This is a genomic window from Sphingobacterium sp. BIGb0165 (genome assembly GCF_024810095.1).
GTDB lineage: Bacteria > Bacteroidota > Bacteroidia > Sphingobacteriales > Sphingobacteriaceae > Sphingobacterium > Sphingobacterium detergens.
The window spans coordinates 342845-365765 of sequence record NZ_JANUEB010000004.1; the positions used below are offsets into that span (position 1 = coordinate 342845).

Genomic DNA, 22921 nt, shown 5'->3' on the forward strand with positions numbered 1-22921 from the left:
TATGAAAAAGCAGGTGTTTTTTAGTTTAACCCTATGTTTATTGGCAGCTAAGGTATTCGCTCAGACGAAAGTTGTTATACCCACAGCATCCGATAAACCCAATCGATACCAACAAGAGCAGATTGATCGCAAGTATGGGATGTTTATACATTTTGGTATAAATACCTTTCACGATCAAGAGTGGACTGACGGGTCGAAACCTACTAGTTCTTATGCGCCAACAACCATTGATGCAAAACAATGGGTATCTACGGCGAAAGCTGCGGGAATGAAATATATCATATTGGTAAGCAAGCATCACGATGGTTTTTGCTTATGGGATAGTAAATATACCGATTACGATGTGGCAAATTCAGCTAACAAGACGAATGTTGTGGAGGCGCTGGCAAAGGAATGCCGTAAGCAGGGCATCCGTTTGGGACTTTATTATTCCTTGTGGGACCGGAAACAAAATGGAAATGTAAATGACAGAAAAGCGGATAGAGCCTATAATACCTATATGCTCAATCAATTGACTGAATTGCTTGATATGACCAAGAAGTATACAGACATCGTCGAACTTTGGTTGGATGGCGGCTGGGAAAAAGAAAATTACCGATGGCCCGCACAGGAAATCTATACGCTGGTCAAAAGTAAGGCGCCTCAGTGTCAGGTAGGTATCAATTGGACCATTGGTAGTCCTGAAAATGCAGATAAGCATGTTGTACAGCCCAAGGATCAACAGAATTTATTTCCGATACGTTATTTCCCAAGTGACTTCCGTTTAGGTGATCCATATTTGCCGGGTACGCCTGATCCCAAACTCTTTACCGCACAGGGCAATATCTACTACATGCCTTTCGAGACAACAGTTGTACTTGGCGAACGTTGGTTCTATAATACAACAGACAAAAAGTACAAGACGCTGGCAGAACTAGAAGATATCTATCGGACAGCAACCGCACAGGATAATATCCTGATCCTGAATGTTGGCCCCAACAGGGAAGGACGTATCAAAGAGACAGATGTAACGTTGCTTCTCCAATTGAAAGATAAATTAAAATTATAGCCCAGAAATACACTTATCCATAGATTATAAAAATTAGTATTAGTATGATTACAACGTTCGATATCCAGGATCGTCGATTTTCCTTAAATACTGGAGCAGGTAGCGATGCTATACATAAAGATCCTGTATATTCTTATGCCGTTACCCATTTGTTAGATGATAAAGGACGTGTAGGCACTGGCTTGGCATTCACCATAGGTGCGGGAAATGAACTCGTCTGTCAGGCGGCAGCATTTTATGCGGAGCGGCTCAAGGGAATACCCATCGAAGAGCTGATGGCAAACTTTGGTGCAATCTTCAATACATTGAGCAATGAGCAGCAGTTTCGCTGGTTAGGACCACACAAAGGTATTGTACATCTAGCGCTGGCTTCGGTGACAAATGCATGTTTTGACCTATGGGCGAAAACCCGGGCTGTTCCGCTCTGGAAATTATTGGTCGATCTATCCCCAGAGGAAATTGTTAATACCCTGGATCTATCCTATCTAGAAGATGAGCTGACAAAGGAAGAGGCCATTGCGCTGATTGCTGCAAATAGACAGAGCCGTCAGGAGCGAATGAACATCATCGAAAAGGGATATACGGGTTATGATACCTCTGTTGGCTGGTTTAACTATTCAGACGACCAAGTCAGAGAGAATTGTAAACGGGCTATTGCAAATGGCTTTACGGCGATGAAACTGAAAGTGGGTAGTGCGGATCCGCTCCGTGATATCAGACGGGCTCATATTGTTCGGGAGGTTGCCGGTGATCAGGCTACAGTCATGCTGGATGCTAACCAACAATGGACATTACCTCAGGCGCTGGCAATATGTCAGGAGCTCAAGGCAATGAATCCGTTTTGGGTGGAAGAGCCTACACATCCAGATGATATTGTTGCGCATAAGATATTGACTGATGCCATTGCGCCGATAAAAGTCGCCATGGGGGAACATGTACCTAACCGGATTTTATTCAAAAACTACCTACAGTTGGGGGCAGCAGGTTTTGTACAGGTAGATGCGGTCCGTGTCGGCGGGGTGAGTGAATTTATTACAGTCAGTTTACTCTGTCGCAAATATGGTATCCCTGTTGTACCGCATGTAGGAGATATGGGACAACTGCACCAGCACCTCGTGTTGTTTAATCACATTAGTCTTGGGCATGAAGCACTGTTTCTTGAACATATTCCACATCTCAAGTCCCACTTCGTACATCCCGTAGTAATCGAAAATGGAGTTTATCGGACGCCGATGGAAGCTGGAAGTAGTTGTGACTTAATCTAAAAATTAGCTTATGTTAGGAAATATAGATTTGGGTATCGCAGTAGCTTATATTGCATTGATTCTGATTGTCGGTATTCGTGCAGGTATCGGTGGTAAGAAAAATACAGGGACGGCCGAAGGTTATTTTCTCGCCGGCAAAAGTCTGCGGTGGCCAGCGATCGGATTGGCGCTTTTTGCGACAAATATATCGACTGTACACTTGGTAAGTCTTGCGCAAAGTGGATTTGATACGGGTTTGCTTAATGGAAACTTTGAATGGATGGCTGCATTTACTTTGGTCTTATTGGCTTTGTTTTTTGTGCCGTTCTATCTCAAGTCTGGTGTGGCAACGCTCCCGGATTTCCTGGAAAGAAGGTATGACCGTTCCAGTAGAGACTGGCTGACGTTTATTTCCATTATATCGGCCATAGTGATCCATATCGCTTTTTCGATGTTGGCAGGAGGTATCGTGCTAAAGACCCTTTTTGGGATCAATATGTATTTGAGTATTACAGTGATATGTGTTATTACCGGAATGTATACTATCCTTGGTGGATTGCGTGCGGTGGTTGTGACGGAATCTATTCAGACCATTGTATTATTAGCCGGCGCATTTATCATCAGTTTTGCGGCATTCGATCGCATGGGTGGGTGGATACCGATGAAAGATGTACTGATCGCTGAAGGTGGACTAGACCGATTGTCCATGCTCCGTGGCGCTGATGACAGCAGTGGTATGCCCTGGTATGCGGTGTTCTTTGGTTACCCGATTCTCGGGATCTGGTACTGGTGTGCAGATCAGACGATTGTGCAACGTGTATTGGGGGCGAAGGATGAGAACCATGGTCGCGTGGGCGCGCTGTTCTGTGGTTTTCTGAAAATTTTGCCCGTATTTATTTTTGTACTGCCCGGGTTATTCGCTTACACCCTTTTTAAGAGTGGGCATCTTGATCTAAGTAGTCTGGGCTTAGATGCGGCAGGTCATGTGAATTCCAAAGGAATATACACGCTGATGATTACACAGCTGTTGCCTTCTGGTCTGATCGGGATCCTTGTGGCGGCTTTGTTGTCCGGGTTGATGAGTCAGATTTCCGGTGCCCTTAATTCGATCTCAACCATGGTCAGTTACGACATCTTTAAGCAACGGAAGCCACAGGCCACAGATAAACAGCTTATCCGTATCGGGAAAATATCTGCGGTGATTGCTATGGTTTTTTCGTTGGCTCTACTGCCATTACTCGACAGATATGAAAGTATTTTTAACGGAATCAATGATGTGATCGCCCATATTGCGCCTCCCATAACCTGTGTATTCCTCTTAGGCGTGTTCTGGCGGAAAGCTTCGGCGGTATCGGCTAAATTGACCCTCTGGATTGGATCTTTTTTGGGTATGGGGGTCTTTATTCTGAATAAGGTCCTGCCAGATTCCTGGATCGGACAAACTCCATTTATGATGATGGCATTCTATCTTTTTCTGACCTGCATGATCCTTCAGATTATCTTATCTTATCGGTATCCGGTACAGCACAGCGCAGAAAGCGAACAGCTCTATTGGAAGAGCCCATTGGAGCCACTTTCTGGGATCGCATGGAAAGGAATCGGAAATTACCGTGTTTTATCGGGACTATTGCTGGCTATTGTCACAATTTTATACATAATTTTCAGGTAAGAAGTTACTTGTCGTATTTTAGTTTTTAGAATTAATTGAATAAGCTTTTATAGATTTATCGTGAATAGATTGAAAGATAAAGTGATATTAATCAGTGGTGGTACTGCTGGAATCGGTCTGGCATGTGCGCAGGCCTATGCAAAGGCTGGGGCCCAAGTTGTTTTTATCGGCCTTGATCAGGCCTCCGTTGCTGCTACAGGTGAGTTATTAGGTACTCCACATTTGGGTATTTGTGCTGATTTCTCCCAGGAGGAGGATGTGAGGGCAGCGGTGGACCAAACAGTCGCAACCTTTGGGCGATTAGATGCCATTCATAATAACGCTGGTCTTGCGAGTCCATCAAAGCCATTGCATGACACTACGGAGCAGGAATGGACCAGATTGTTTGATGTCAATGTGAAAAGTATTTTGTTGACGACGCGATATGGCTTTCCTCATCTGAAAGCTTCAAGAGGATGTATATTAAATACAAGTAGCCTGGTGGCGGAAATTGGTCAGGAAAACCATGCTGCTTATGCTGCAACAAAAGGTGCGGTCAACGCCCTGACCAAATCAATGGCGATAGATTACGCAGCATTGGGGGTTAGGGTGAATTCTGTTATGCCTGCGGCGGTGATGACGCCTATGCTTCAGCAATGGGCTTTGGAGCAACCTGAGCCAGAACAGATATTTGGTTTTCTAAAAGATATCCACCTCTTGGGCTATTGCCCGGAAGGGGATGTAATCGCAGATACATGCCTGTTTTTGTTGTCCGATAGTGCCCGGTTTATTACCGGTGTGAACCTGCCTGTGAGTGGTGGTGCAGAGCTTGGCTACCGTCGGAATAGCTAGGAGATTATTGATAAATAACGAACTAATTTCAAATTATATAGTATATTTGGCGCGCAGATAAATCACTGCCAATATTTAATACATCAATCATGAACCAAAAGTTTACATACAATACCCGATTTCCTGCTGTTGAAGATTTGAGAAGACAGGCAAAGAAAAGAATTCCAAAATTTGCGTTTGACTATTTAATAGGAGGTTGCAATGAAGAGCTAAATCTTGCCAGAAATGAAAATGATTTTGACAATATCCTATTAAAGCCGCAATACCTTCAAGTGAGCGAGGAAATTGATATGTCCGTAGAACTCTTTGGTCGCCATTACAGTGCGCCATTTGGTGTTTCGCCGATTGGTTTACAGGGCTTGATGTGGCCTAATGCACCAGAAATTTTGGCCAAAGCCGCCGCAGAAAATGATATCCCTTATATATTGAGTACCGTATCGACAAGTAGTATTGAGCGTATTGCTGAAGTGTCACAGGGTAAAGCCTGGTTTCAGCTTTATCATCCTACGGAAAATAAGTTGCGCGATGATATCCTGCGACGTCTGAAAGAGGTAGAATGTCCTGTGCTTGTTGTTCTGGTCGATGTTCCAGCTTTTGGACTTCGGTACAAAGAGATTAAGAGTGGATTGTCTATGCCTCCAAAGATGAACATAGCCAATATCTTACAGACATTTGCTTGTCCTACCTGGGGAATTGAGACACTTAAACATGGTATTCCATCTTTTGCAACCTTAAAGCCTTATATGGAGAAAGGCTTGGATCTGGCACAGCTGGGGCAATTTATGAACAGAACGTTTACGGGTAAAGTAGATGTTGAAAAGATCAAGGCCATTCGGGATTTATGGAAGGGACCTTTGGTGTTAAAAGGGATTGCAACAGATGAAGATATGCAGGCTGCCATTGCATTAGGTGTAGATGGCGTTATCGTGTCTAATCATGGTGGAAGACAGCTCGACGCCAGTGAATCATCCATTAATTCATTGATTCATTTGGCAGCTAACCCAGATTATAAAAGCAAAATCAAGATTATGTTGGATGGTGGTATCCGTTCTGGAGTAGACCTTGCCCGTGCACATGCTGTGGGATCTGAATTTAACTTCATGGGGCGACCATTTATGTACGGCGTAGGTGCCTTGGGAAATGCCGGCGGAGAACATACCATCAATATGTTCAAAGCGCATTTATTTCAGTTGATGAAACAGCTGAGCATTTCGAAGATTGACGAGTTTCCAAAACGTTTACAGAAGATATTATCGTAATATAGTCATGTTAGGAGTAATAAAGCCGTATTAAACTGTGCAACAGCGCAGTTTAATACGGCTTTATATATTTGATTCTATGGGTTTGTTACCAATCTATTGTTCTGTTGTCAGTGTCGCTAACCTCCCATTGTTCACTGACCTGTCCTTTGGAGTTTTCGGGTCTAGCGGTTGCTGAAGCGGCCGCGATACCTTGCTCGAGTTCGATCAGGAGCGTCTTAACTTTCGGTGCGATATAGGCCAATTTCTTTTTCATAGTCTTTTATTTATTGTATTCTATTCGATTTTTGCTAAATTTATTCTTGTTCCGTTCCTAGCTACAAGATATTTTCTTCTTTCCTGCGCCCACGCCTTTAATGATTGTACGACCATCAACAAGCTGAGTTACTTTAACTGTGTTGCTCTGTGTACTTCCCCAAGGAAAAGTATTGAAGGAGTTACCATTGTACAATACAAGTTCATATAAAGGTCCACCATTGACCTTGCTGCCAAACATGGTTACCTTACCTGTTCTGCTGATCACAACTTTGATCAACGGATTGGCCGCAGTTCCTTGCATATTATAGATTTGTGCAATACTAGTATTTGTTTGTACATTATTCCCCGCATATTTACTTCCATCAAGGAACTGGATATTTTGTGCTGAGGAAGCACCAACTTCAAACTGGATTTCATTTTTTGCTAGTTTCACACCATTAATTTCCATATTAAAAGCATTGTCCAATTCAGTGATATCAAACACAAACCCGTAGTCAGCAGCTGGCGCGGTGAAGTTCCGGGAGATAGTGGTTCCGCTTGGATAAAATACACCATCAATTCGGATTCCAGTTTTACCATTAACGACCACAGCAGGGTAGCTCCAGTTTAGGCCATCACTGGTCACATCTTGGGTACAGGTTTTAAAATTAAGTTTCAGATCATACTTTTGTCCTGGATTGATCTTTACATTTGGAATGTTAAGATTTGATTTGGTTTCACCATCGATCGTCAACGTTCCTAAGTTAAGTGCTCCTATACTAGTCCCTGGGTGGATTAATAGGGAAGGGGTGCTCACAACTGTACGTAGTCCAATACCCAAAGCTGGAAATTGTGCTTGCACACCTGCATCATTCAATCCATTGTATGTAAGCGCTCCATCCGAAAGTTTCAGGTTGGCGGATGTATGACTTGGTTTAAACACAGAGTTTTCAAGCTTAGTGATTGCCCCAGTCATATTGGCATCCATTGTCATGGTTGTGGTAATTTGACTGAAGCGATGTTTCAACACAACATTTAGGTTATTAACACCTGGGGTTAATTTCAGTGTGTTCGTGAAATACATTAAGTCACCATTGATATTACTGAGGCTTGCTGAGGACAAAGTACTTTGGTTGCTAATGTTAGGTACTGTACTTGTACTATTTGTCGAATAGGCTACAAACGTATAGGTTTTTCCTGCATCAAGAACAATCCCTTCTGCGGCAGCTTCTCCACCATAGCTATAGGTCTTTTCAGTAACGTAATTCCCTTGGCTATTATAAACAACTACTTTATATTTAACATCTTTGTTCAGCTGTTTCTCTGTTACTTGAGGAGTGGTTGCTGCTTTGCTGCCTGATGAGGCCATCAATCCTTTATTGACAGTCGTCGCTGAGTTATTTGTCAATACAACGTCAATGGAAGAACTATTGCCAAAAGGAACAGTCATCTCTTGTACTTCAGAAACATTGTTTGCGGAAGTGGAGGCTTTTGTGGATCCTTGCTTTTGACCAACGTTACTTTCCTCCTCGCTATAAGCCTCAACTCCCTGAAGATTGATTTTGACCACAGTTTCCCCGCTTATGGCTGTGGTTTCGCCACTCTTTTTACAAGAGTAGACACTTGAGGCAACCAGTATAATGCATCCCAACATAAGTACATTTTTGAGGTTGCGGTAATTTTTCATTTTCATGTAAGTAGACATTTAATTTTACTTTGTTTCTTAGTATTTTTATTGATTTGTACTTGCGCGATTTTTTACTTCTTATTTATAGGTTTAATAGCTAAGCCTATTTTCATGTTTGTTTTTTTTGATAGATGTCGAAATTTATTGATGCAATTATAGATATAGCTTTCTGTTTAATCATTATGATTTTCAATAAGTAATTTTTCCTGTAGCGAGAGTTCTACAAACGGTCATTGATGTTTAGACGTTGATTTTAAGTGTTTTGGCGTGTGTTGCTTGTTGTTTTATTTATAGTTCTAATGGGTTAATATTTTCGTGTAGATTAATTTAGGCTTTTATGGAGATAATCCAACGGAATGGACTATAATAATAGAAAGTCTGCTATTATGGCACAGTTTTCGTATAAGCTATTTATATCGTCGGGTAAATTCGGTATTAGTTATTCGTTATTAAGGCATGTTGCTTGTGTACATCAATTTGGACTAGGCGTAAGCATGGACTACAGCGTTAGTGAGACAGCACAATATACAATTGAATGTTTTAGGACTTTAGTAGTTGGTTGCTATACTGAAGATTACTGGCGGCCAGTTCAGTGTAATAGGGGCAGAAGCTATTGCAAACTTGATTAATTTAACTTGCCAGTAAAGCGATGTTATTATAAAAGAATAAATTTTTGAAATATTTTTCTAAATTTGTATAACAATGAGGGTAATTGTTTTCATATTGATCACCTATATCTTGGGACTTTCCTTTGTCCCATGTAGTGATGCGAACATTCGCAGCGAGGTGACAGCCATGGAAACACAATTCAATGAACCTCATAATCATAGTGAAGATACCACCGATGCCTGTTCTATTTTCTGTTATTGTAACTGTTGTAGCGGAAATATTACAGTCTTCGAATATCAGTTACCAAAAATTGAAGGTATCCCGATTTCAATTTATTTTGATAATCGGATGCCGGTTCTCAATACACCTATTTTATCTAGCTACTTCGGAACTATCTGGCAGCCGCCTAAGGTAGATGCTTAATTATTACTTTTTATAGCCGTACGCAAACATTATTGAGGAATTTTGCTTTTCTAATTAATGTTGGCCATCGGTGTGTAGCTGTAACTTTTGATGTTACAGGGAAATAAGATATTCTATATATCTATTATTTAAGCATTAATCAAGCATATTGTGTTAGATAGTATAATTAAATTTAGCATCAAGAATAAGATCATTATTGGTTTAATGACCTTGTTACTTATTATTTGGGGCGGTTGGAGTGCTACAAAGCTGCCCATAGACGCCGTTCCGGATATTACCAATAATCAAGTACAGATTTTTACCTCCTGTCCGACCTTGGCGGGTCAGGAAGTGGAGCAACTGGTTACTTTCCCGATCGAACAGAGTATCGCTACGGTACCGAAGATCGAAGAAATCAGAAGTATTTCCCGTTTTGGACTCTCGGTGATTACCGTCGTTTTTGACGATGATGTCGATATCTACTTTGCGCGACAGCTTATCAGTGAGCGCCTAAAAGAAGCAGTGGACCAAATTCCACAAGGTATCGGTAAACCCGAATTAGCTCCCGTTAGTACGGGCTTGGGAGAGGTTTATCAATATATCATTCACCCCAAAAAAGGTAGCGAAAGCAAGTATAATGCAAAGGATCTTCGGACCATGCAGGACTGGATCGTTGCACGCCAGCTTTACGGTACACCCGGTATTGCTGAGGTCAATAGCTTTGGCGGTGAATTGAAACAATATGAGGTCGCCGTTGACCCTAATCGTCTTAAGGCGATGAATATCACCATTTCGGAAATTTTCACCGCATTGGAGAAAAATAATCAGAATACGGGTGGTGCTTATATTGACAAAAAACCGAACGCATACTTCATTCGTGGCATTGGACTGGCTACGTCGCTGGAGGATGTGAAAAATATAGCGATTAAAAAAACTGGTGCTGTACCTATTTATGTCAAAGATGTGGCCGATGTGCGTTTTGGACATGCGGTCAGGTACGGTGCCCTGACATATAACGGGGAAGTGGATGCCGTGGGCGGTGTAGTGATGATGCTGAAGGGTGAGAATAGCAATGAAGTGGTCAAGCGTGTAAAAGAGAAGCTCCCTACGATCCAAAAATCCCTACCCAACGATGTGGTGATCGAACCCTACCTGGACCGTACGGATCTTGTTGGTCGTGCAATAGGTACTGTTGAGAAGAACTTAATCGAGGGAGCACTGATCGTTATATTTGTATTGGTGCTATTTTTGGGTAACCTCCGTGCGGGGCTTATCGTTGCCTCAGCCATCCCATTATCCCTGCTCTTTGCTTTGGGATTGATGAATGTTTTTGGTGTGAGTGCTAATTTAATGAGTCTAGGTGCGATAGACTTTGGTCTTATTGTCGATGGCGCGGTAATTATCGTGGAAGCAACGCTTCACCATCTTGGCCTGCGCAAGTCTACTGAAAAGCTGTCACAATCGGAAATGGATCATGAGGTGTTTGAATCTGCTTCAAAAATCCGGACCAGTGCGGCATTTGGTGAGATCATCATTCTGATTGTCTATATTCCTATCTTGACATTGGTCGGGGTGGAAGGCAAGATGTTCCGCCCGATGGCACAGACCGTAGGTTTTGCGATCTTTGGCGCATTGATCCTTTCGCTGACATACATTCCAATGATGTGTGCCCTGTTTTTACCTAAAAAACATCATGACAAGAAAACGTTCAGTGACCGTTTTATCGAAAAACTTCAGCGTATCTATGCGCCTTTATTGCAGAAAGCTATCCGTTTCAAATATATTATCGTCAGCTTGACAATCGCTTTCTTTGCCATATCTGTTTTCTTCTTTAAAAATATGGGGGGAGAGTTTATCCCGCAGTTGCAGGAAGGAGATTATGCCTTTCACTGTATATTACCACAGGGAAGCTCTCTGTCGCAAAGTATAGAAACTTCCATGCAGGCTTCCCGTATCATTAAGGAGTTTGACGAAGTAAAAATGGTTGTTGGTAAAACCGGAGCCGCTGAAGTACCGACGGATCCAATGCCACCGGAAGCGACCGATTTGATGGTAGTACTGAAACCCCAGAAGGAATGGAAGTCCGGCCGAAGTTATAATGAACTAGGCGGAGCCATCCTTGAAAAATTGGAAGCTATCCCGGGTGTTTTCTTTGAAAAGAACCAGCCAATACAGATGCGATTCAATGAGTTAATGACAGGAATTCGTCAGGATGTTGCCGTGAAGATTTTTGGCGAAAATATCGACTCTCTGGCATCTTATGCGAATATCGTGGCGGCACAGATTCAGTCCGTTAAAGGTGCTACTTCTCCGCAAGTGGAGCGAGTGTCGGGGCTGCCACAGATCAATATCGTATATGATCGTACACGTATTGCCAATTACGGTCTAACGATTCAAGATGTCAATGATGTGGTAAGTACGGCTTTCGCTGGTCGCAGTACTGGACAGATCTATGAAAATGAACGTCGTTTTGATTTAGTTGTTCGTTTGGATACGACACACCGCAATAGCATAGACGATGTACGCAATCTGATGATTCCAACTGATACAGGTATTCAGATTCCACTGTCGCAGGTAGCAGCCATTGATTATAAACTTGGCCCCGCGCAGATTAGTAGAGAAGCCGGAAAGCGTCGGATCGTCATTGGCTTCAACGTCTCGGGAAGGGATGTGGAGAGTGTGGTCAAAGATATCCAACAGCAGTTGTCGACCAAAGTGAAATTACCTGCTGGTTATTATTTCACGTATGGAGGGCAGTTTGAAAACTTACAGAAAGCAAGCGCTCGTCTGATGATTGCAGTGCCTGTTTCCCTCTTGCTGATCTTTATGCTATTGTATTTCACATTCCACTCCTTTAAGCAAGCAGCGCTGATCTTTACAGCCATTCCAATGAGTGCAATTGGGGGTGTTTTTGCCCTGATGCTCCGCGGTATGCCTTTCAGCATCAGTGCTGGAATCGGTTTTATTGCTTTGTTTGGTGTTGCTGTACTAAATGGTATTGTACTGATCGGGACTTTCAACCAATTGAAGAAGGAAGGTATGGATGATATTTTTCAGCGAGTGAAGGAGGGAACATTGACAAGGTTGCGCCCTGTACTGATGACAGCTACCGTAGCTTCGCTGGGCTTTTTGCCGATGGCAATTAGTACGAGTGCTGGAGCGGAAGTTCAGAAACCGCTGGCGACGGTTGTTATCGGCGGACTGGTGACAGCAACCTTCTTAACATTGTTTGTACTGCCTTTGCTGTATATTATTTTTAACTCAAAACTGAATATGAAAAAAGGAAATTCGGGTAAGACCATTGCAACGGTATTGGTTTTCCTATTTTCTACCATTGGATTTAAGGCTTTTTCACAGGAACGGATCGGGATTGATAACGCAATCGGTATGGCATTGAAGAGCAATCGCCAGTTTCAGGTCAATGAGGCCGAAATAACTGGAGCAACTTATAATGTTAAAACCGCGAATGAAATCCCAAAGACGGGTGTTTTTGTGGAGAATGAAGATTACCGACCCAGCGATAAGACAGGGATCATGAAAATCGGTATCACACAAAGTATTGCTTGGCCGGGACTCTATTCGGCACGAAAGGAATATTTTAAGCAACAGCTAAAATATGCCAATCTGAATACCGAAGTACTCAATGCCAATATTAAGAAAGATGTGCGCACAGCATATTATCAGCTCTGGTATCTTCAAGATAGACAGAAGCTCTATGTGGAGTTGGACAGTATCTACTCGGCGATGTTTAAGGCGACTGAATTACGTTTCAAAACCGGAGATGTCGCAGCATTGGATAAAATTGCCGCGGAAGCGAAATTACGGGAGTTGCAGGCTCAATTGGTTCAAAACAAGAAGAATATGTTGGTTCAGCAGCAGCAATTGATGATGCTTCTCAACCGCAATGAATGGATATTACCTGTAGAGCAATCGCTGGAAAAGATAAAAATGGACGTGGATGTACAAAATCCATCGATTGATGCCTCACATCCTGTTTTAGCTTTGCAACAACAGAATGTCAATATTGCATCCTCCAATATTGCGGTACAGAAAAATACAAATAAGCCTGAGTTTTCGGGCAGATTCTTTTCGCAGCGTCTTTGGGGGGCAAAAGATCCTTTTACGGGATTCTCGGTATCGGCATCATTTCCTGTATTTGGCCTGGGTGCTTATAAAAGCAAGGTGAAAGCTGCAAACGCGGAAATGGAGGCGCAACAAAGACAACTGGAATATGATACACAAGTTTTTCAGACGAATAAGGTGAATGCATTGGCTGATATTGAGAAAAATGCTGCGCTATTGCAGTTCTATGAATCCGCAGGCCTAAAGCAAGCTGACGCCATCATCAAAGCCGCAAGCCTTGGTTACAGAACCGGTGAAATAAGTTTTGCGGAGATGAGCCAGTTCTTAAGTCAGGCGATCGGTATCAGACAGAACTATTTAGACGTGCTCAATCAATATAATCAATCAGCAATCCAATACAATTACTTCAATAATAAATAAGTCAACAATGAGAGTTATCATAAAAATATTTTTTGCACTAGCGATTACAACAGTTTTATATAGCTGCGGATCAGATTCAAAAGGTGCTGGCGATGCCAAGAAGGAGGAAGGGAAAGGTGCTGCCGAAGAAAGCCATGAGGAAGGGCCCGTGACGGTAGCGGCATTGAGTGAACAACAGATAAAGGCGGTAGGTATTGCTTTTGGAACTATAGAGGAAAAGGAGCTGACAGCGACAATCAAAGCCAATGGTCTTCTCAGTGTTCCCAATAACAACAAAGCCAATGCGACAACCTTGTATGGTGGCGTAATTAAGACTTTAAATGTGCAACTAGGTGACATCGTGCGCAAAGGCCAGGTTATTGCAACCATTACGAATCCACAATTTATTCAGCTTCAGGAAGAATATGTCGCTCTGGCGAGCAAAATTACGCTTGCAGAACAGGAGATGGCAAGACAGCAAGAACTCAATGAGGGCAACGCTGGCGCAAGAAAAAATTTGCAGTCTGCAACGGCGGATTTCAATAGTCTTCGTGCCAGAAAGGCATCGTTGCAACAGCAGATTCAACTGATGGGCATCAATCCCAACACTGTGAGCCTTTCCAATTTGCGGGCTTCACTCGTGGTGACAAGTCCGATTAATGGTACTGTGAGTAATGTCTTTGCCAAGATAGGTAGTTATGTGGATGTTTCATCACCGGTTATTGAGATTATAGATAATAGTCTATTGCACCTTGATCTTCAGGTTTTTGAAAAAGACCTTCCTATGATCAAAATTGGGCAGATTATTAATTTTCAATTGACAAACAACCCTGATAAAACTTACTCGGCTAAAGTATTTACGATAGGATCGTCTTTTGAAAATGATAGTAAAACAATTGCTGTTCATAGTACTGTGATCGGTAGCAAGGTTGGTCTGATAGACGGGATGAATATTACAGGGATGATCGGGATCAATAATGTGACCACTCCGGCGGTTCCGAATGACGCAATTGTGGAAGCGGATGGTAAGTTCTACATTTTCGTAGAAACAAGCAAGCAGGCCGAGGAGCATGAAGAAGGACACGATGATCATGGACATGCGCATGATGAGGGTGAGGCTAAGCACGAACATAAAAATGAATCAGAAGCGGCTAAACATGCAACTGAACAGGGTAAGAATGTGAATTTTGAGAAAATTGAAATTCAAAAAGGTGTCTCAGCATTGGGATATACAGCAATTACACCAGTACAGGAAATTCCTGCGCAAACCAGAATCGTTGTGAAAGGAGCATTTTTTATCAATGCCAAGATGAGCAATACAGGTGGGCATGAACATTAAGTAGTAGCATTTGTTAACGAAGTAATCATGATAAGGTATGGAACACAAACATATTTATGATGCACAAGGTAAACAACTTTGTTGTACACAGACGGAAAAAATATATAATCAGGCGGGCGCCCAACGTTTAATACAGGGCGCGCCTGCCCAGGATCAGGCACATAATCACAGTGATGATGACGGTCATGATCATTCAGTGGCGGAAGGCGGTACATTGAAGCTCTTTCTGCCAGCAATAATTTCATTTGTCCTGCTGATTGTGGCCATTGCAATGGACAATTGGTTACCACAGGAATGGTTCAAAGACTGGATCCGGATCATTTGGTATGTACTGGCTTACATTCCGGTTGGATTTCCAGTGATTAAAGATGCATTGAAGAGTATCGGAAAAGGAGAGATTTTCTCTGAATTCTTACTGATGAGCATCGCCACCATTGGAGCTTTTGCAATCAAAGAATATCCGGAGGGTGTTGCTGTCATGCTTTTTTATGCGGTAGGGGAAGTGTTTCAGACATTGGCTGTCAGCCGTGCCAAGAGCAATATTAAGGCACTCCTGGATCAGCGCCCGGATGAGGTGACCATTGTTGCAGCAAACAGTAGCCGGGTGATCAAAGCTGAGGCTGCAGCAATAGGTGATGTCATCCAATTGAAGCCCGGGGAGAAGTTGGGCTTGGATGGGGAACTTATCTCCGATACGGCCTCCTTCAATACGGCGGCGTTGACGGGAGAAAGTAAACCTGACACAAAGACCAAAGGTGAAGTTGTACTGGCCGGAATGATCAACATGAATACCGTGAGTCTGGTAAAGGTGACAACAGCATACCAAGACAGTAAATTAAGCAAAATCCTTGAGCTTGTACAAAATGCGACCTCGCAGAAGGCTCCTACGGAGCTCTTTATCCGGAAATTTGCGAAAATCTATACGCCGATTGTGGTACTTTTGGCGATAGCGATCTGTCTGCTGCCTTATTTTTTTGTTGGACAATACGTATTTAGCGATTGGCTTTATCGAGCGCTTGTATTTCTCGTGATTTCCTGTCCATGTGCCTTGGTGATCTCGATTCCATTGGGCTATTTTGGTGGCATCGGTGCTGCAAGTAGAAACGGTATCCTGTTTAAGGGAAGTAACTTTCTGGATGCGATGGCAGCGATACAGAATGTTGTCATGGATAAAACCGGTACGATGACTGAAGGGGTTTTCAAAGTGCAGGAAGTTCGTTTAGAACCAGATTTTGATGAAGCGACAATCCTCAAATTGGTCAATAAAATCGAAAGTCATAGCAGTCATCCGGTAGCGACAGCAATCAGGGAATATGCGGGTGAGGTCGATGTAGCTGTAAATTTGACTGATGTCGAAGAAATACCGGGACATGGACTGAAGGGGAGTGTGGACGGCAAGGTATTTTTGGTTGGTAACTTTAAGCTTTTGGACAAGTTTAATATCAGCTATACCATCGATCCCAATACAATTGTTTATACCACAATAGCCATTGCATTGGATAATCGCTTCGTCGGATATATTACCATTGCAGATAGTATCAAAGAAGATTCTGCACATACCATACAACTCTTGCACAAACTTGGAGTGAAAGCGACCATGCTAAGTGGAGATAAGAGTACAGTCGTCGCTTATGTAGCGAAGGAATTAGGTATTGATAAAGCCTATGGAGATCTTCTTCCGGAAGATAAGGTAAATAAAGTCAAGGAGATAAAGGCTGTTGATGAAAGTGTGGCTTTCGTTGGTGATGGTGTCAATGATGCCCCCGTAGTGGCTTTGAGTGACGTTGGTATAGCCATGGGGGGACTAGGCAGTGATGCAACTATCGAAACCGCCGATGTAGTTATACAAGACGACAAACCATCTAAGATACCAATGGCAATTAATATTGGTAAACAGACCAAAAAAGTTGTTTATCAAAATATAGGATTGGCATTTGTGGTCAAGGGGGTGGTTTTGATCCTTGGCGCCGGAGGATTGGCAACGATGTGGGAAGCGGTGTTTGCGGATGTGGGTGTTTCTCTTATCGCTATACTGAACGCCATCCGGATCCAGAAGATGAAGTTTTAAATCAATTTTCATTTATGATGTGCTTACCCTTCAAGTTGAAATATTGGAAGGGTAGGTCTTCTATTGTCTAATTTTTAAATTCTCCATTACATGAATATAGTCCAATTTATAACGACCCTATTTATCCTATGGTTTGTATTAATATTGTTCCCTTTATTGTTGAGCGCTCAGGATAGTCTTGCACTTAAAACAAGTAGAGGAATGCAATTTTCCACTGTTGATAACCACGATTTCCAGTTGCGGAAGTTTATCGTTCCAACAGCGCTCATAGCCTATGGTGCGAGCAGCTTTGCCATTCCCAAGATGAAGAAATGGGACTTACAGACCCGGAATGAAGTGCTGCATAAGAACCCGGCAACGACAACAATAGATAATTATACCCAATATTTCCCTGCAGTGATGGTTTACGGTCTTAATGCATTTAATATTGAAGGGCTTCACGATTTTAAGGACCGCACGCTCATTTATCTCACTTCGCAGCTGATTTCAGGGGCGATCGTATTTCCTGCCAAACAGTTTATAGCTGAAGAGCGCCCCGATGGATCCAATAAGAAATCCTTTCCTTCAGGTCATGCGGCGACCGCATTTGCGACAGCCCATTTTATGTATAAAGAATATCGTGATAAAAATATATGGCTCGGTCTTGCAGGATATCCTTTTGCGGCATTTACTGGTATATATCGAGTGATCAATAATCGACACTGGGTGAGCGATATCGTTGCTGGGCAGGAATAGGCATCGCCTCTACTGAACTCGCCTATTGGTTGTACCCAAAGATGACAGGTTTATTTAAAGGGAGAGAACAGCGACAAGGGCAATCAGCATTTATACCCTATATAGGACATAATAGGTTTGGAGTAAGTGCTGTAAGATCATTTTAATAAACTTTTTAAACACTAATTTCTTGTAAAATAGCAAACCCAATGATTCGGGTGTCTTATAGGATTTGGTCGAGCCTGCGTATAGTTTTCGTCTGACCTGCTTCATACTGTGTCCACTATGAATCCGACATGAGTCCATGGTGAGTCCGAGTTAAACACGGTATGCTAGCAGTATGACGATGTACTCATTATGGTCTTATATCGACTGAGGGACGAAGACGGGCATCATTTATTTTGCCACGAGTTTTTCGTAGAGCGGCCAAAGCTCCGCAAGGTCATCATCTGATTGTGCTTCTGGATAGTGTTCATCATGGAGATTGCGGATTTCGACACCCTGTCCCTGATCATTTACCACAACGGCGGCCCGAAGTTCGTCGGTTCCATCATAATAAATGCCCACACCAACAAGCTCGCCATTGAGAATAATTTCACTGACAATATACTTTCTTGCAGCCTTACCTTTGTGGGTACTATGACCACTAGAAATCGTGTTTCCTTTGTTATAATGTCTTTCCATAAGCATAGAACACTGGAAATATCAATTTGTTGTTTTTTTTAGCTATTTTCTACCTTCATGCGATCGAAAATAATTCAAAATAGTTCGGAATATTCCATAGAGAAGGGGGCTCTTACCTTATATTTGTAATACAATGGAAAAGAAAACATATCTTATTTTTGGCATTAGTAAAGGATTGGGAAGAGCAATCACACTGCATCTTCCAGATCGGTCTGATCTTGTATTTGGAGTGTCCAGAAGTAAACCCGATTATTTGGAGGATAACGCAAATGTGTGTTGGGTGCCGGCTGATCTATCTAACCCTGTGGAGGCTGTTCACGCAATCAAAGACAGGATAAAAAATACGAAAATTGACTATTTTATCTATAATGTCGGTATTTGGGAGAATAACGCTTTTAGAGACGATTATGATTTTGCTTCTTCTCCCGTAGCGGAGATTAGCGGCCTGATCAATACCAATATCACTTCATGTATTTTAAATATTCAATCTGCATTGGAAAATTTGAAGCAGGCCGATAATGCCAAAATTATTCTAATTGGTTCGACATGGGGGCTTGACAACCACAATGGAAGGGAAGTTACCTTTTCAGCAACAAAATTTGCGCTGCGGGGTGTGGTTCATGCATTGAGAGAACAACTTCGATCCGATCAGATTGCAGTATCTATATTGAACCTTGGTTATCTGGCAACGGAGCCTGATGGCGATAATAATCTGGGGATGACTACTCATGAAATAAATGGTGATCTTATACCATTATCGGATGTCATTCAGGCGTTAAGATTTATTATCTCGACATCAAAAGCAAGTTGTGTAAAAGAGATTCATATGCCGGCAATGAATGACAGGAATGTATAATAATGCCACCGCAGAAGATGTAGATTCCTATTGTTCCTAATGGCCAGTTACAAACTTTAATCCAAGAATAGAGGCGATTAGCGTACCGATAAAAAATAGACGCCAGAAGCTTACGGGGTCTTTAAATACAAGGATTCCAATAATGACTGTGCCGACAGCTCCAATGCCCGTCCATATTGCATAAGCAGTTCCTAAAGGAAGTCCTTGTACGGATTTGATCAATAAAACCATACTGATGATGAGACATAATACGAAGATACCGTACCAGGTATAGATGGCATTGCCTGATGCCTCTTTCGTTTTTCCCAGACTGTAAGTGTATCCTACCTCAAAGAGTCCGGCGATGATTAAAATTACCCAATTCATATTTTATTCTTTTATACAAAGATCTGTAATGATATCTTGTTAACATTTTACAAATGTTAAAAAACAAGGGGTTAATCATCGCGGAATTTTTTTGGGGATAGGCCTGTGTTTCGCTTAAAATACCGACAAAATAAACTTGTATTGCCAAACTCGAGTTCATTGCTGATTTCCTTAATGGATCGGCTAGAGGACTTCAATAGTGATTTTGCATGCATGATCACGACATGATCTATCCATTCGACAATGGATTTTCCCGTTCTGCGTTTTAACAATGTGGTGAGGTATTGTGCTGTGATGTGCAATTTTTCAGCATAAAATTTTGCACTACGTTGTTGATTGGCATATTTCGAGATCAAAACATAGAAATTATCAATAATCTCATCTGTTCGATTTGTTGATTGGCTGCTGCTTTTGGGTAAGCCGGTATAGGCTTCGGACAGCATTGTAATCAGGGCAATGATCAAATATTGAAGGACTTCCGTTTTTTTTGAGCTTGGTCCCTTTTGATAATAGCGCTGAAGAAAATGAACGAACTCTTGTTGCAGGGCTTGTTCTTCCGTGTTTAATCGGATAACAGGGCGCCAACGTATCTGATCATTTGTTATAAATTCGCGTAAAAGAGGAAATGTGCTAATAAAATCCAAGGAGATACCCACTGTGATCATTTCTGCGTTTTCACTGGCCCATTGCGGGTCTATTGTTAATTGCGGGAGTATCACCACGGTATCATTGGCGTTGATTTCATGGGATAAAAAATGAATATTGGCCCGCATGCTACCTTTTAACATAAAGCTGATGACCAATCCTTCAAATTGATGTTTGTTGTCCACCAGTTCCTGTGAAAGCGCATTGGTCTGATGAAGAATAAAGATCCCTTTTGATTTTAGCTGTGTATCAATTGTATAGTGGTGATGAATCTGGTCTAATGTGTAAAATTGAGTCTTCATGAGTTGACTAAAAATAAGTATTGACCAATGCGGTATCCACTGCTTTGAACCAATCATTTTGTTTCAATGCTTGTTTGTTCCAAGCCAATTCATTGTGCTGTAAAAAATCTATTTCCTGTTTCTGCATGTTATAATGTATGATCAACGATAAATACTAATATTATAGTAAGGATAAATATAAGTAGTTTCGTAAAACTTGGCTTTAATTTTTATCGCAGGAAATAATTTTTACCAAAACATTACGAATGCAGGGTAAAAAATATTATTTCATTGCAGATTTGTTGTACTTGTTGCGATAGGCCAAAGGAGAGAGGCCGGTAACTTTACGAAATATTTCCCTAAAGGCTTTTGAATCGGAATAGCCTACTTCATACATTACTTCGTTCACTGTTTTTCCAGAGATTTCCAGTTCTTTTTTTGCCGATTCGATTTTGACACGTTGTAGATATTCAATCGGAGTATTACCGGTCGCTTTTATAAATCGCCGGTCGAAATTCCGTCGGCCTACGGTAAATCGTTCTGAAAGTTGTTGAATGGAAATCTTCTCAGTGAAATTATGCTCAATATACTCCTGAGCTTTGATGATCATTTCATCTCCATGCCTTTTTTGACCATTAAAGATAACGAAATCAGATTGTTGTTGCCGGTCAAGGTCAATCTGGAATATCTTGGAACAATAGATTGCTGTCGGTCGATCATAATACTTCTCAATCAGATAAATGAGCAAGTGTAAAAATGAATATCCACCACCGTTGGTACAAATACCTTCTTCATCTGTTATAATACTGTCAGTCTTCATGGTGACACTGGGAAATAACTGCTTGAAATTTGTTTCAGCACTCCAATGGATTGAACAGTTTTTATTTTCCAACAGACCTGTAGAGGCGAGTATATAGGCTCCAGTACACATGCTGGCCACATTAGCACCATGGGTATATTGATTGCATATCCAGTCAAGAAACGGGCTGTTTTGAGCATCTAATGCTGTAAAGTTCGGGGCGACGGCAGGAATTACGATTAGATCGGTCTTGATAATTTCGGTAATTTCTTTCTGCGGCATCACCGCAAGTAAGCCATTCAAGAAAACGGACTGCTTTGAAAGACCGACCAGTTCAATTTTAAACATTGTCTTATCATGATTCTGATGGTAGTACCTATTGGCTTCAGTAAAGATATGATAGGTACCCACAATACATGACAGTGTATTGGGGCCAGTCTGAACTTCGGGGACCAAAATTGTTAGGTGTTTCATCTTTCTTGGTTTAACATTGATTAATCTGATTGATGATCTATTACTCAAATATAAGAAAAGATGTTGTCCAAATCAACCGTTCACAATGTCTATTTGGCACCCTATTTTAGATTTAAAATGTCGATATCTTTGATTTATATATGGCAGGTTTGATATTTAAGTGATTGAAAAATAAATACTAATAAAAAAATAGATGATGAAAAAACTGGATTTTACAACTGACATAATCGTTGAAGCGAAACCGCAACAGGTATTTGAAGCGATTATCAATGTTCGTGGCTGGTGGTCAGAGAACATTGAAGGGGGGACAAAAGCACTGCATGATGTATTTTCTTATCACTACCAGGATATACATCAGTGTAAGGTAAAGATCGTTGAAATACAGCACAATGTCAAAGTTGTATGGCAGGTGTTGGAAAACTATTTCAAATTTACGACCGATAAACAGGAATGGGTGGAGAGCTATGTGATCTTTGATATTATTGATCTTGGCGGTAAGACGCAATTAAAATTTACTCATCAGGGGCTGGTACCTGATATGGAATGTTATGATGTCTGTCAGGCAGCCTGGACATATTATATCCACGAAAGTCTGAAGCAATTGATTCTAGCAGGGCAGGGACTTGCTACACCCAAAGAGAGTACGCTGTCCCTAGCGGAAGTTAAAGAACAATTATTGGCGAAACAAAAGGGTAAAAGTATCTATCATAGATTGTTGATTAAAACCCCAGTTGAAAAAGTATATTGGGCAATTACTACTCAGGAAGGGTTGGCAGGCTGGTGGACACCCGATACCATTGCTGCACCTGCGGTAGGTAGCATCTTGCGGTTTGGCTTTGGCCCCGATTATTTCAAAAAGATGGAAGTCCTTGCGTTATATCCCTATGCATTTGTCGCTTGGCAATGTAAGGAAGGCTTTGAGGAATGGATAGGCACAACACTGACATTTGAATTGATACCACATCAGCAAGGTTGTACACTTTTATTCCATCACGATGGCTGGGATAATTATAGTGGGGAATTTGCCTCCTGTAGCTATGATTGGGCATTGTTCTTTAGGAGTCTGAAATTTTTGTGTGAAACAGGAACAGGTTTTCCTTACCCTGAATTCAATAAGTAAGGCACAAGCGCTTCACCCAGATTCAGATTGGGGGGTAGTCAATTTTCGTTCACCGTATGAGCATTGACTTATTAAAAAAAGAGTTGATGTATTTAAAATTATAGGCT

The 22921-nt window shown here is 41.7% G+C and carries 18 protein-coding genes; 12 read left to right on the plus strand and 6 right to left on the minus strand.

What is annotated here, in order from left to right:
- Position 1: 1 nt before the first annotated feature.
- The 5 genes from M2408_RS10855 (at position 2) to M2408_RS10875 (ending at position 6051) form a co-directional block, all read left to right on the plus strand.
- Positions 2–1048, plus strand: coding sequence for an alpha-L-fucosidase (locus M2408_RS10855; RefSeq protein ID WP_259181650.1), 1047 nt, complete (start codon positions 2–4; stop codon positions 1046–1048).
- Between the two features lie 44 nt (positions 1049–1092).
- Positions 1093–2313 carry an enolase C-terminal domain-like protein gene (locus M2408_RS10860; protein WP_259181652.1) on the plus strand — a complete coding sequence of 407 codons (1221 nt, stop codon included), beginning with the start codon at positions 1093–1095 and terminating at the stop codon, positions 2311–2313.
- 10 nt (positions 2314–2323) lie between these two features.
- A complete protein-coding gene (locus M2408_RS10865; protein ID WP_259181654.1) occupies positions 2324–3961 on the plus strand; it encodes a sodium:solute symporter in 1638 nt (545 codons plus the stop codon).
- A 60-nt stretch (positions 3962–4021) separates the two neighbouring features.
- Positions 4022–4792, plus strand: coding sequence for an SDR family NAD(P)-dependent oxidoreductase (locus M2408_RS10870; RefSeq protein WP_259181656.1), 771 nt, complete (start codon positions 4022–4024; stop codon positions 4790–4792).
- 89 nt (positions 4793–4881) lie between these two features.
- Positions 4882–6051: an alpha-hydroxy acid oxidase gene (locus M2408_RS10875; protein ID WP_259181658.1), complete on the plus strand. Its 1170-nt coding sequence runs from the start codon at positions 4882–4884 to the stop codon at positions 6049–6051.
- Positions 6052–6139: 88 nt separating this feature from the next.
- Here M2408_RS10875 and M2408_RS10880 read toward each other — a convergent pair whose 3' ends face one another.
- Positions 6140–6307: a hypothetical protein gene (locus M2408_RS10880; protein ID WP_257090927.1), complete on the minus strand. Its 168-nt coding sequence runs from the start codon at positions 6305–6307 to the stop codon at positions 6140–6142.
- 57 nt (positions 6308–6364) lie between these two features.
- Positions 6365–7981, minus strand: a complete 1617-nt coding sequence (locus M2408_RS10885) for a fimbrillin family protein (protein WP_259181659.1) — start codon at positions 7979–7981, stop codon at positions 6365–6367.
- A gap of 696 nt (positions 7982–8677) precedes the next feature.
- Between M2408_RS10885 and M2408_RS10890 the strand changes: the two genes are divergently transcribed.
- The 5 genes from M2408_RS10890 (at position 8678) to M2408_RS10910 (ending at position 17610) form a co-directional block, all read left to right on the plus strand.
- Complete coding sequence (locus M2408_RS10890; RefSeq protein ID WP_259181661.1) at positions 8678–9007, plus strand: DUF6660 family protein; 330 nt, start codon at positions 8678–8680, stop codon at positions 9005–9007.
- A 150-nt stretch (positions 9008–9157) separates the two neighbouring features.
- Positions 9158–13489 (plus strand): CusA/CzcA family heavy metal efflux RND transporter, encoded by a 4332-nt coding sequence (locus M2408_RS10895; RefSeq protein ID WP_259181663.1) that lies wholly within the window; start codon positions 9158–9160, stop codon positions 13487–13489.
- A gap of 7 nt (positions 13490–13496) precedes the next feature.
- On the plus strand, positions 13497–14807 hold the full coding sequence (locus tag M2408_RS10900) for an efflux RND transporter periplasmic adaptor subunit (protein WP_259181665.1): 1311 nt from the start codon (positions 13497–13499) through the stop codon (positions 14805–14807).
- Positions 14808–14844: 37 nt separating this feature from the next.
- Positions 14845–16875, plus strand: a complete 2031-nt coding sequence (locus tag M2408_RS10905; RefSeq protein ID WP_259181667.1) for a heavy metal translocating P-type ATPase — start codon at positions 14845–14847, stop codon at positions 16873–16875.
- A 90-nt stretch (positions 16876–16965) separates the two neighbouring features.
- Positions 16966–17610: a phosphatase PAP2 family protein gene (locus M2408_RS10910; RefSeq protein ID WP_259181669.1), complete on the plus strand. Its 645-nt coding sequence runs from the start codon at positions 16966–16968 to the stop codon at positions 17608–17610.
- A gap of 375 nt (positions 17611–17985) precedes the next feature.
- Here M2408_RS10910 and M2408_RS10915 read toward each other — a convergent pair whose 3' ends face one another.
- Positions 17986–18273: a hypothetical protein gene (locus M2408_RS10915; RefSeq protein WP_147430503.1), complete on the minus strand. Its 288-nt coding sequence runs from the start codon at positions 18271–18273 to the stop codon at positions 17986–17988.
- A gap of 133 nt (positions 18274–18406) precedes the next feature.
- On the opposite strand from M2408_RS10915, the gene M2408_RS10920 reads away from it, so the two are divergent.
- Positions 18407–19129, plus strand: coding sequence for an SDR family oxidoreductase (locus M2408_RS10920; protein ID WP_259181674.1), 723 nt, complete (start codon positions 18407–18409; stop codon positions 19127–19129).
- Between the two features lie 36 nt (positions 19130–19165).
- Here the strand turns inward: M2408_RS10920 and M2408_RS10925 are convergent, their stop codons facing one another.
- The 3 genes from M2408_RS10925 to M2408_RS10935 form a co-directional block, all read right to left on the minus strand.
- Positions 19166–19495, minus strand: coding sequence for a multidrug efflux SMR transporter (locus tag M2408_RS10925; protein ID WP_259181676.1), 330 nt, complete (start codon positions 19493–19495; stop codon positions 19166–19168).
- Between the two features lie 71 nt (positions 19496–19566).
- Entirely contained in the window at positions 19567–20442 is an 876-nt protein-coding gene (locus tag M2408_RS10930) for a helix-turn-helix transcriptional regulator (protein ID WP_259181678.1), read from the minus strand.
- A 262-nt stretch (positions 20443–20704) separates the two neighbouring features.
- Entirely contained in the window at positions 20705–21694 is a 990-nt protein-coding gene (locus tag M2408_RS10935) for a GlxA family transcriptional regulator (RefSeq protein ID WP_259181682.1), read from the minus strand.
- 193 nt (positions 21695–21887) lie between these two features.
- Between M2408_RS10935 and M2408_RS10940 the strand changes: the two genes are divergently transcribed.
- Positions 21888–22814, plus strand: coding sequence for an SRPBCC domain-containing protein (locus tag M2408_RS10940; protein ID WP_259181684.1), 927 nt, complete (start codon positions 21888–21890; stop codon positions 22812–22814).
- Positions 22815–22921: the final 107 nt, after the last annotated feature.

Bases quoted from the DNA above. Each gene is read 5' to 3' on its own strand.
- M2408_RS10855 (WP_259181650.1), top strand. From the start codon at position 2: ATGAAAAAGCAGGTGTTTTTTAGTTTAACCCTATGTTTATTGGCAGCT.
- M2408_RS10860 (WP_259181652.1), top strand. From the start codon at position 1,093: ATGATTACAACGTTCGATATCCAGGATCGTCGATTTTCCTTAAATACT.
- M2408_RS10865 (WP_259181654.1), top strand. From the start codon at position 2,324: ATGTTAGGAAATATAGATTTGGGTATCGCAGTAGCTTATATTGCATTG.
- M2408_RS10875 (WP_259181658.1), top strand. From the start codon at position 4,882: ATGAACCAAAAGTTTACATACAATACCCGATTTCCTGCTGTTGAAGAT.
- M2408_RS10880 (WP_257090927.1), bottom strand. From the start codon at position 6,307: ATGAAAAAGAAATTGGCCTATATCGCACCGAAAGTTAAGACGCTCCTG.
- M2408_RS10885 (WP_259181659.1), bottom strand. From the start codon at position 7,981: ATGAAAATGAAAAATTACCGCAACCTCAAAAATGTACTTATGTTGGGA.
- M2408_RS10890 (WP_259181661.1), top strand. From the start codon at position 8,678: ATGAGGGTAATTGTTTTCATATTGATCACCTATATCTTGGGACTTTCC.
- M2408_RS10900 (WP_259181665.1), top strand. From the start codon at position 13,497: ATGAGAGTTATCATAAAAATATTTTTTGCACTAGCGATTACAACAGTT.
- M2408_RS10905 (WP_259181667.1), top strand. From the start codon at position 14,845: ATGGAACACAAACATATTTATGATGCACAAGGTAAACAACTTTGTTGT.
- M2408_RS10910 (WP_259181669.1), top strand. From the start codon at position 16,966: ATGAATATAGTCCAATTTATAACGACCCTATTTATCCTATGGTTTGTA.
- M2408_RS10915 (WP_147430503.1), bottom strand. From the start codon at position 18,273: ATGGAAAGACATTATAACAAAGGAAACACGATTTCTAGTGGTCATAGT.
- M2408_RS10920 (WP_259181674.1), top strand. From the start codon at position 18,407: ATGGAAAAGAAAACATATCTTATTTTTGGCATTAGTAAAGGATTGGGA.
- M2408_RS10925 (WP_259181676.1), bottom strand. From the start codon at position 19,495: ATGAATTGGGTAATTTTAATCATCGCCGGACTCTTTGAGGTAGGATAC.
- M2408_RS10930 (WP_259181678.1), bottom strand. From the start codon at position 20,442: ATGAAGACTCAATTTTACACATTAGACCAGATTCATCACCACTATACA.
- M2408_RS10935 (WP_259181682.1), bottom strand. From the start codon at position 21,694: ATGAAACACCTAACAATTTTGGTCCCCGAAGTTCAGACTGGCCCCAAT.
- M2408_RS10940 (WP_259181684.1), top strand. From the start codon at position 21,888: ATGATGAAAAAACTGGATTTTACAACTGACATAATCGTTGAAGCGAAA.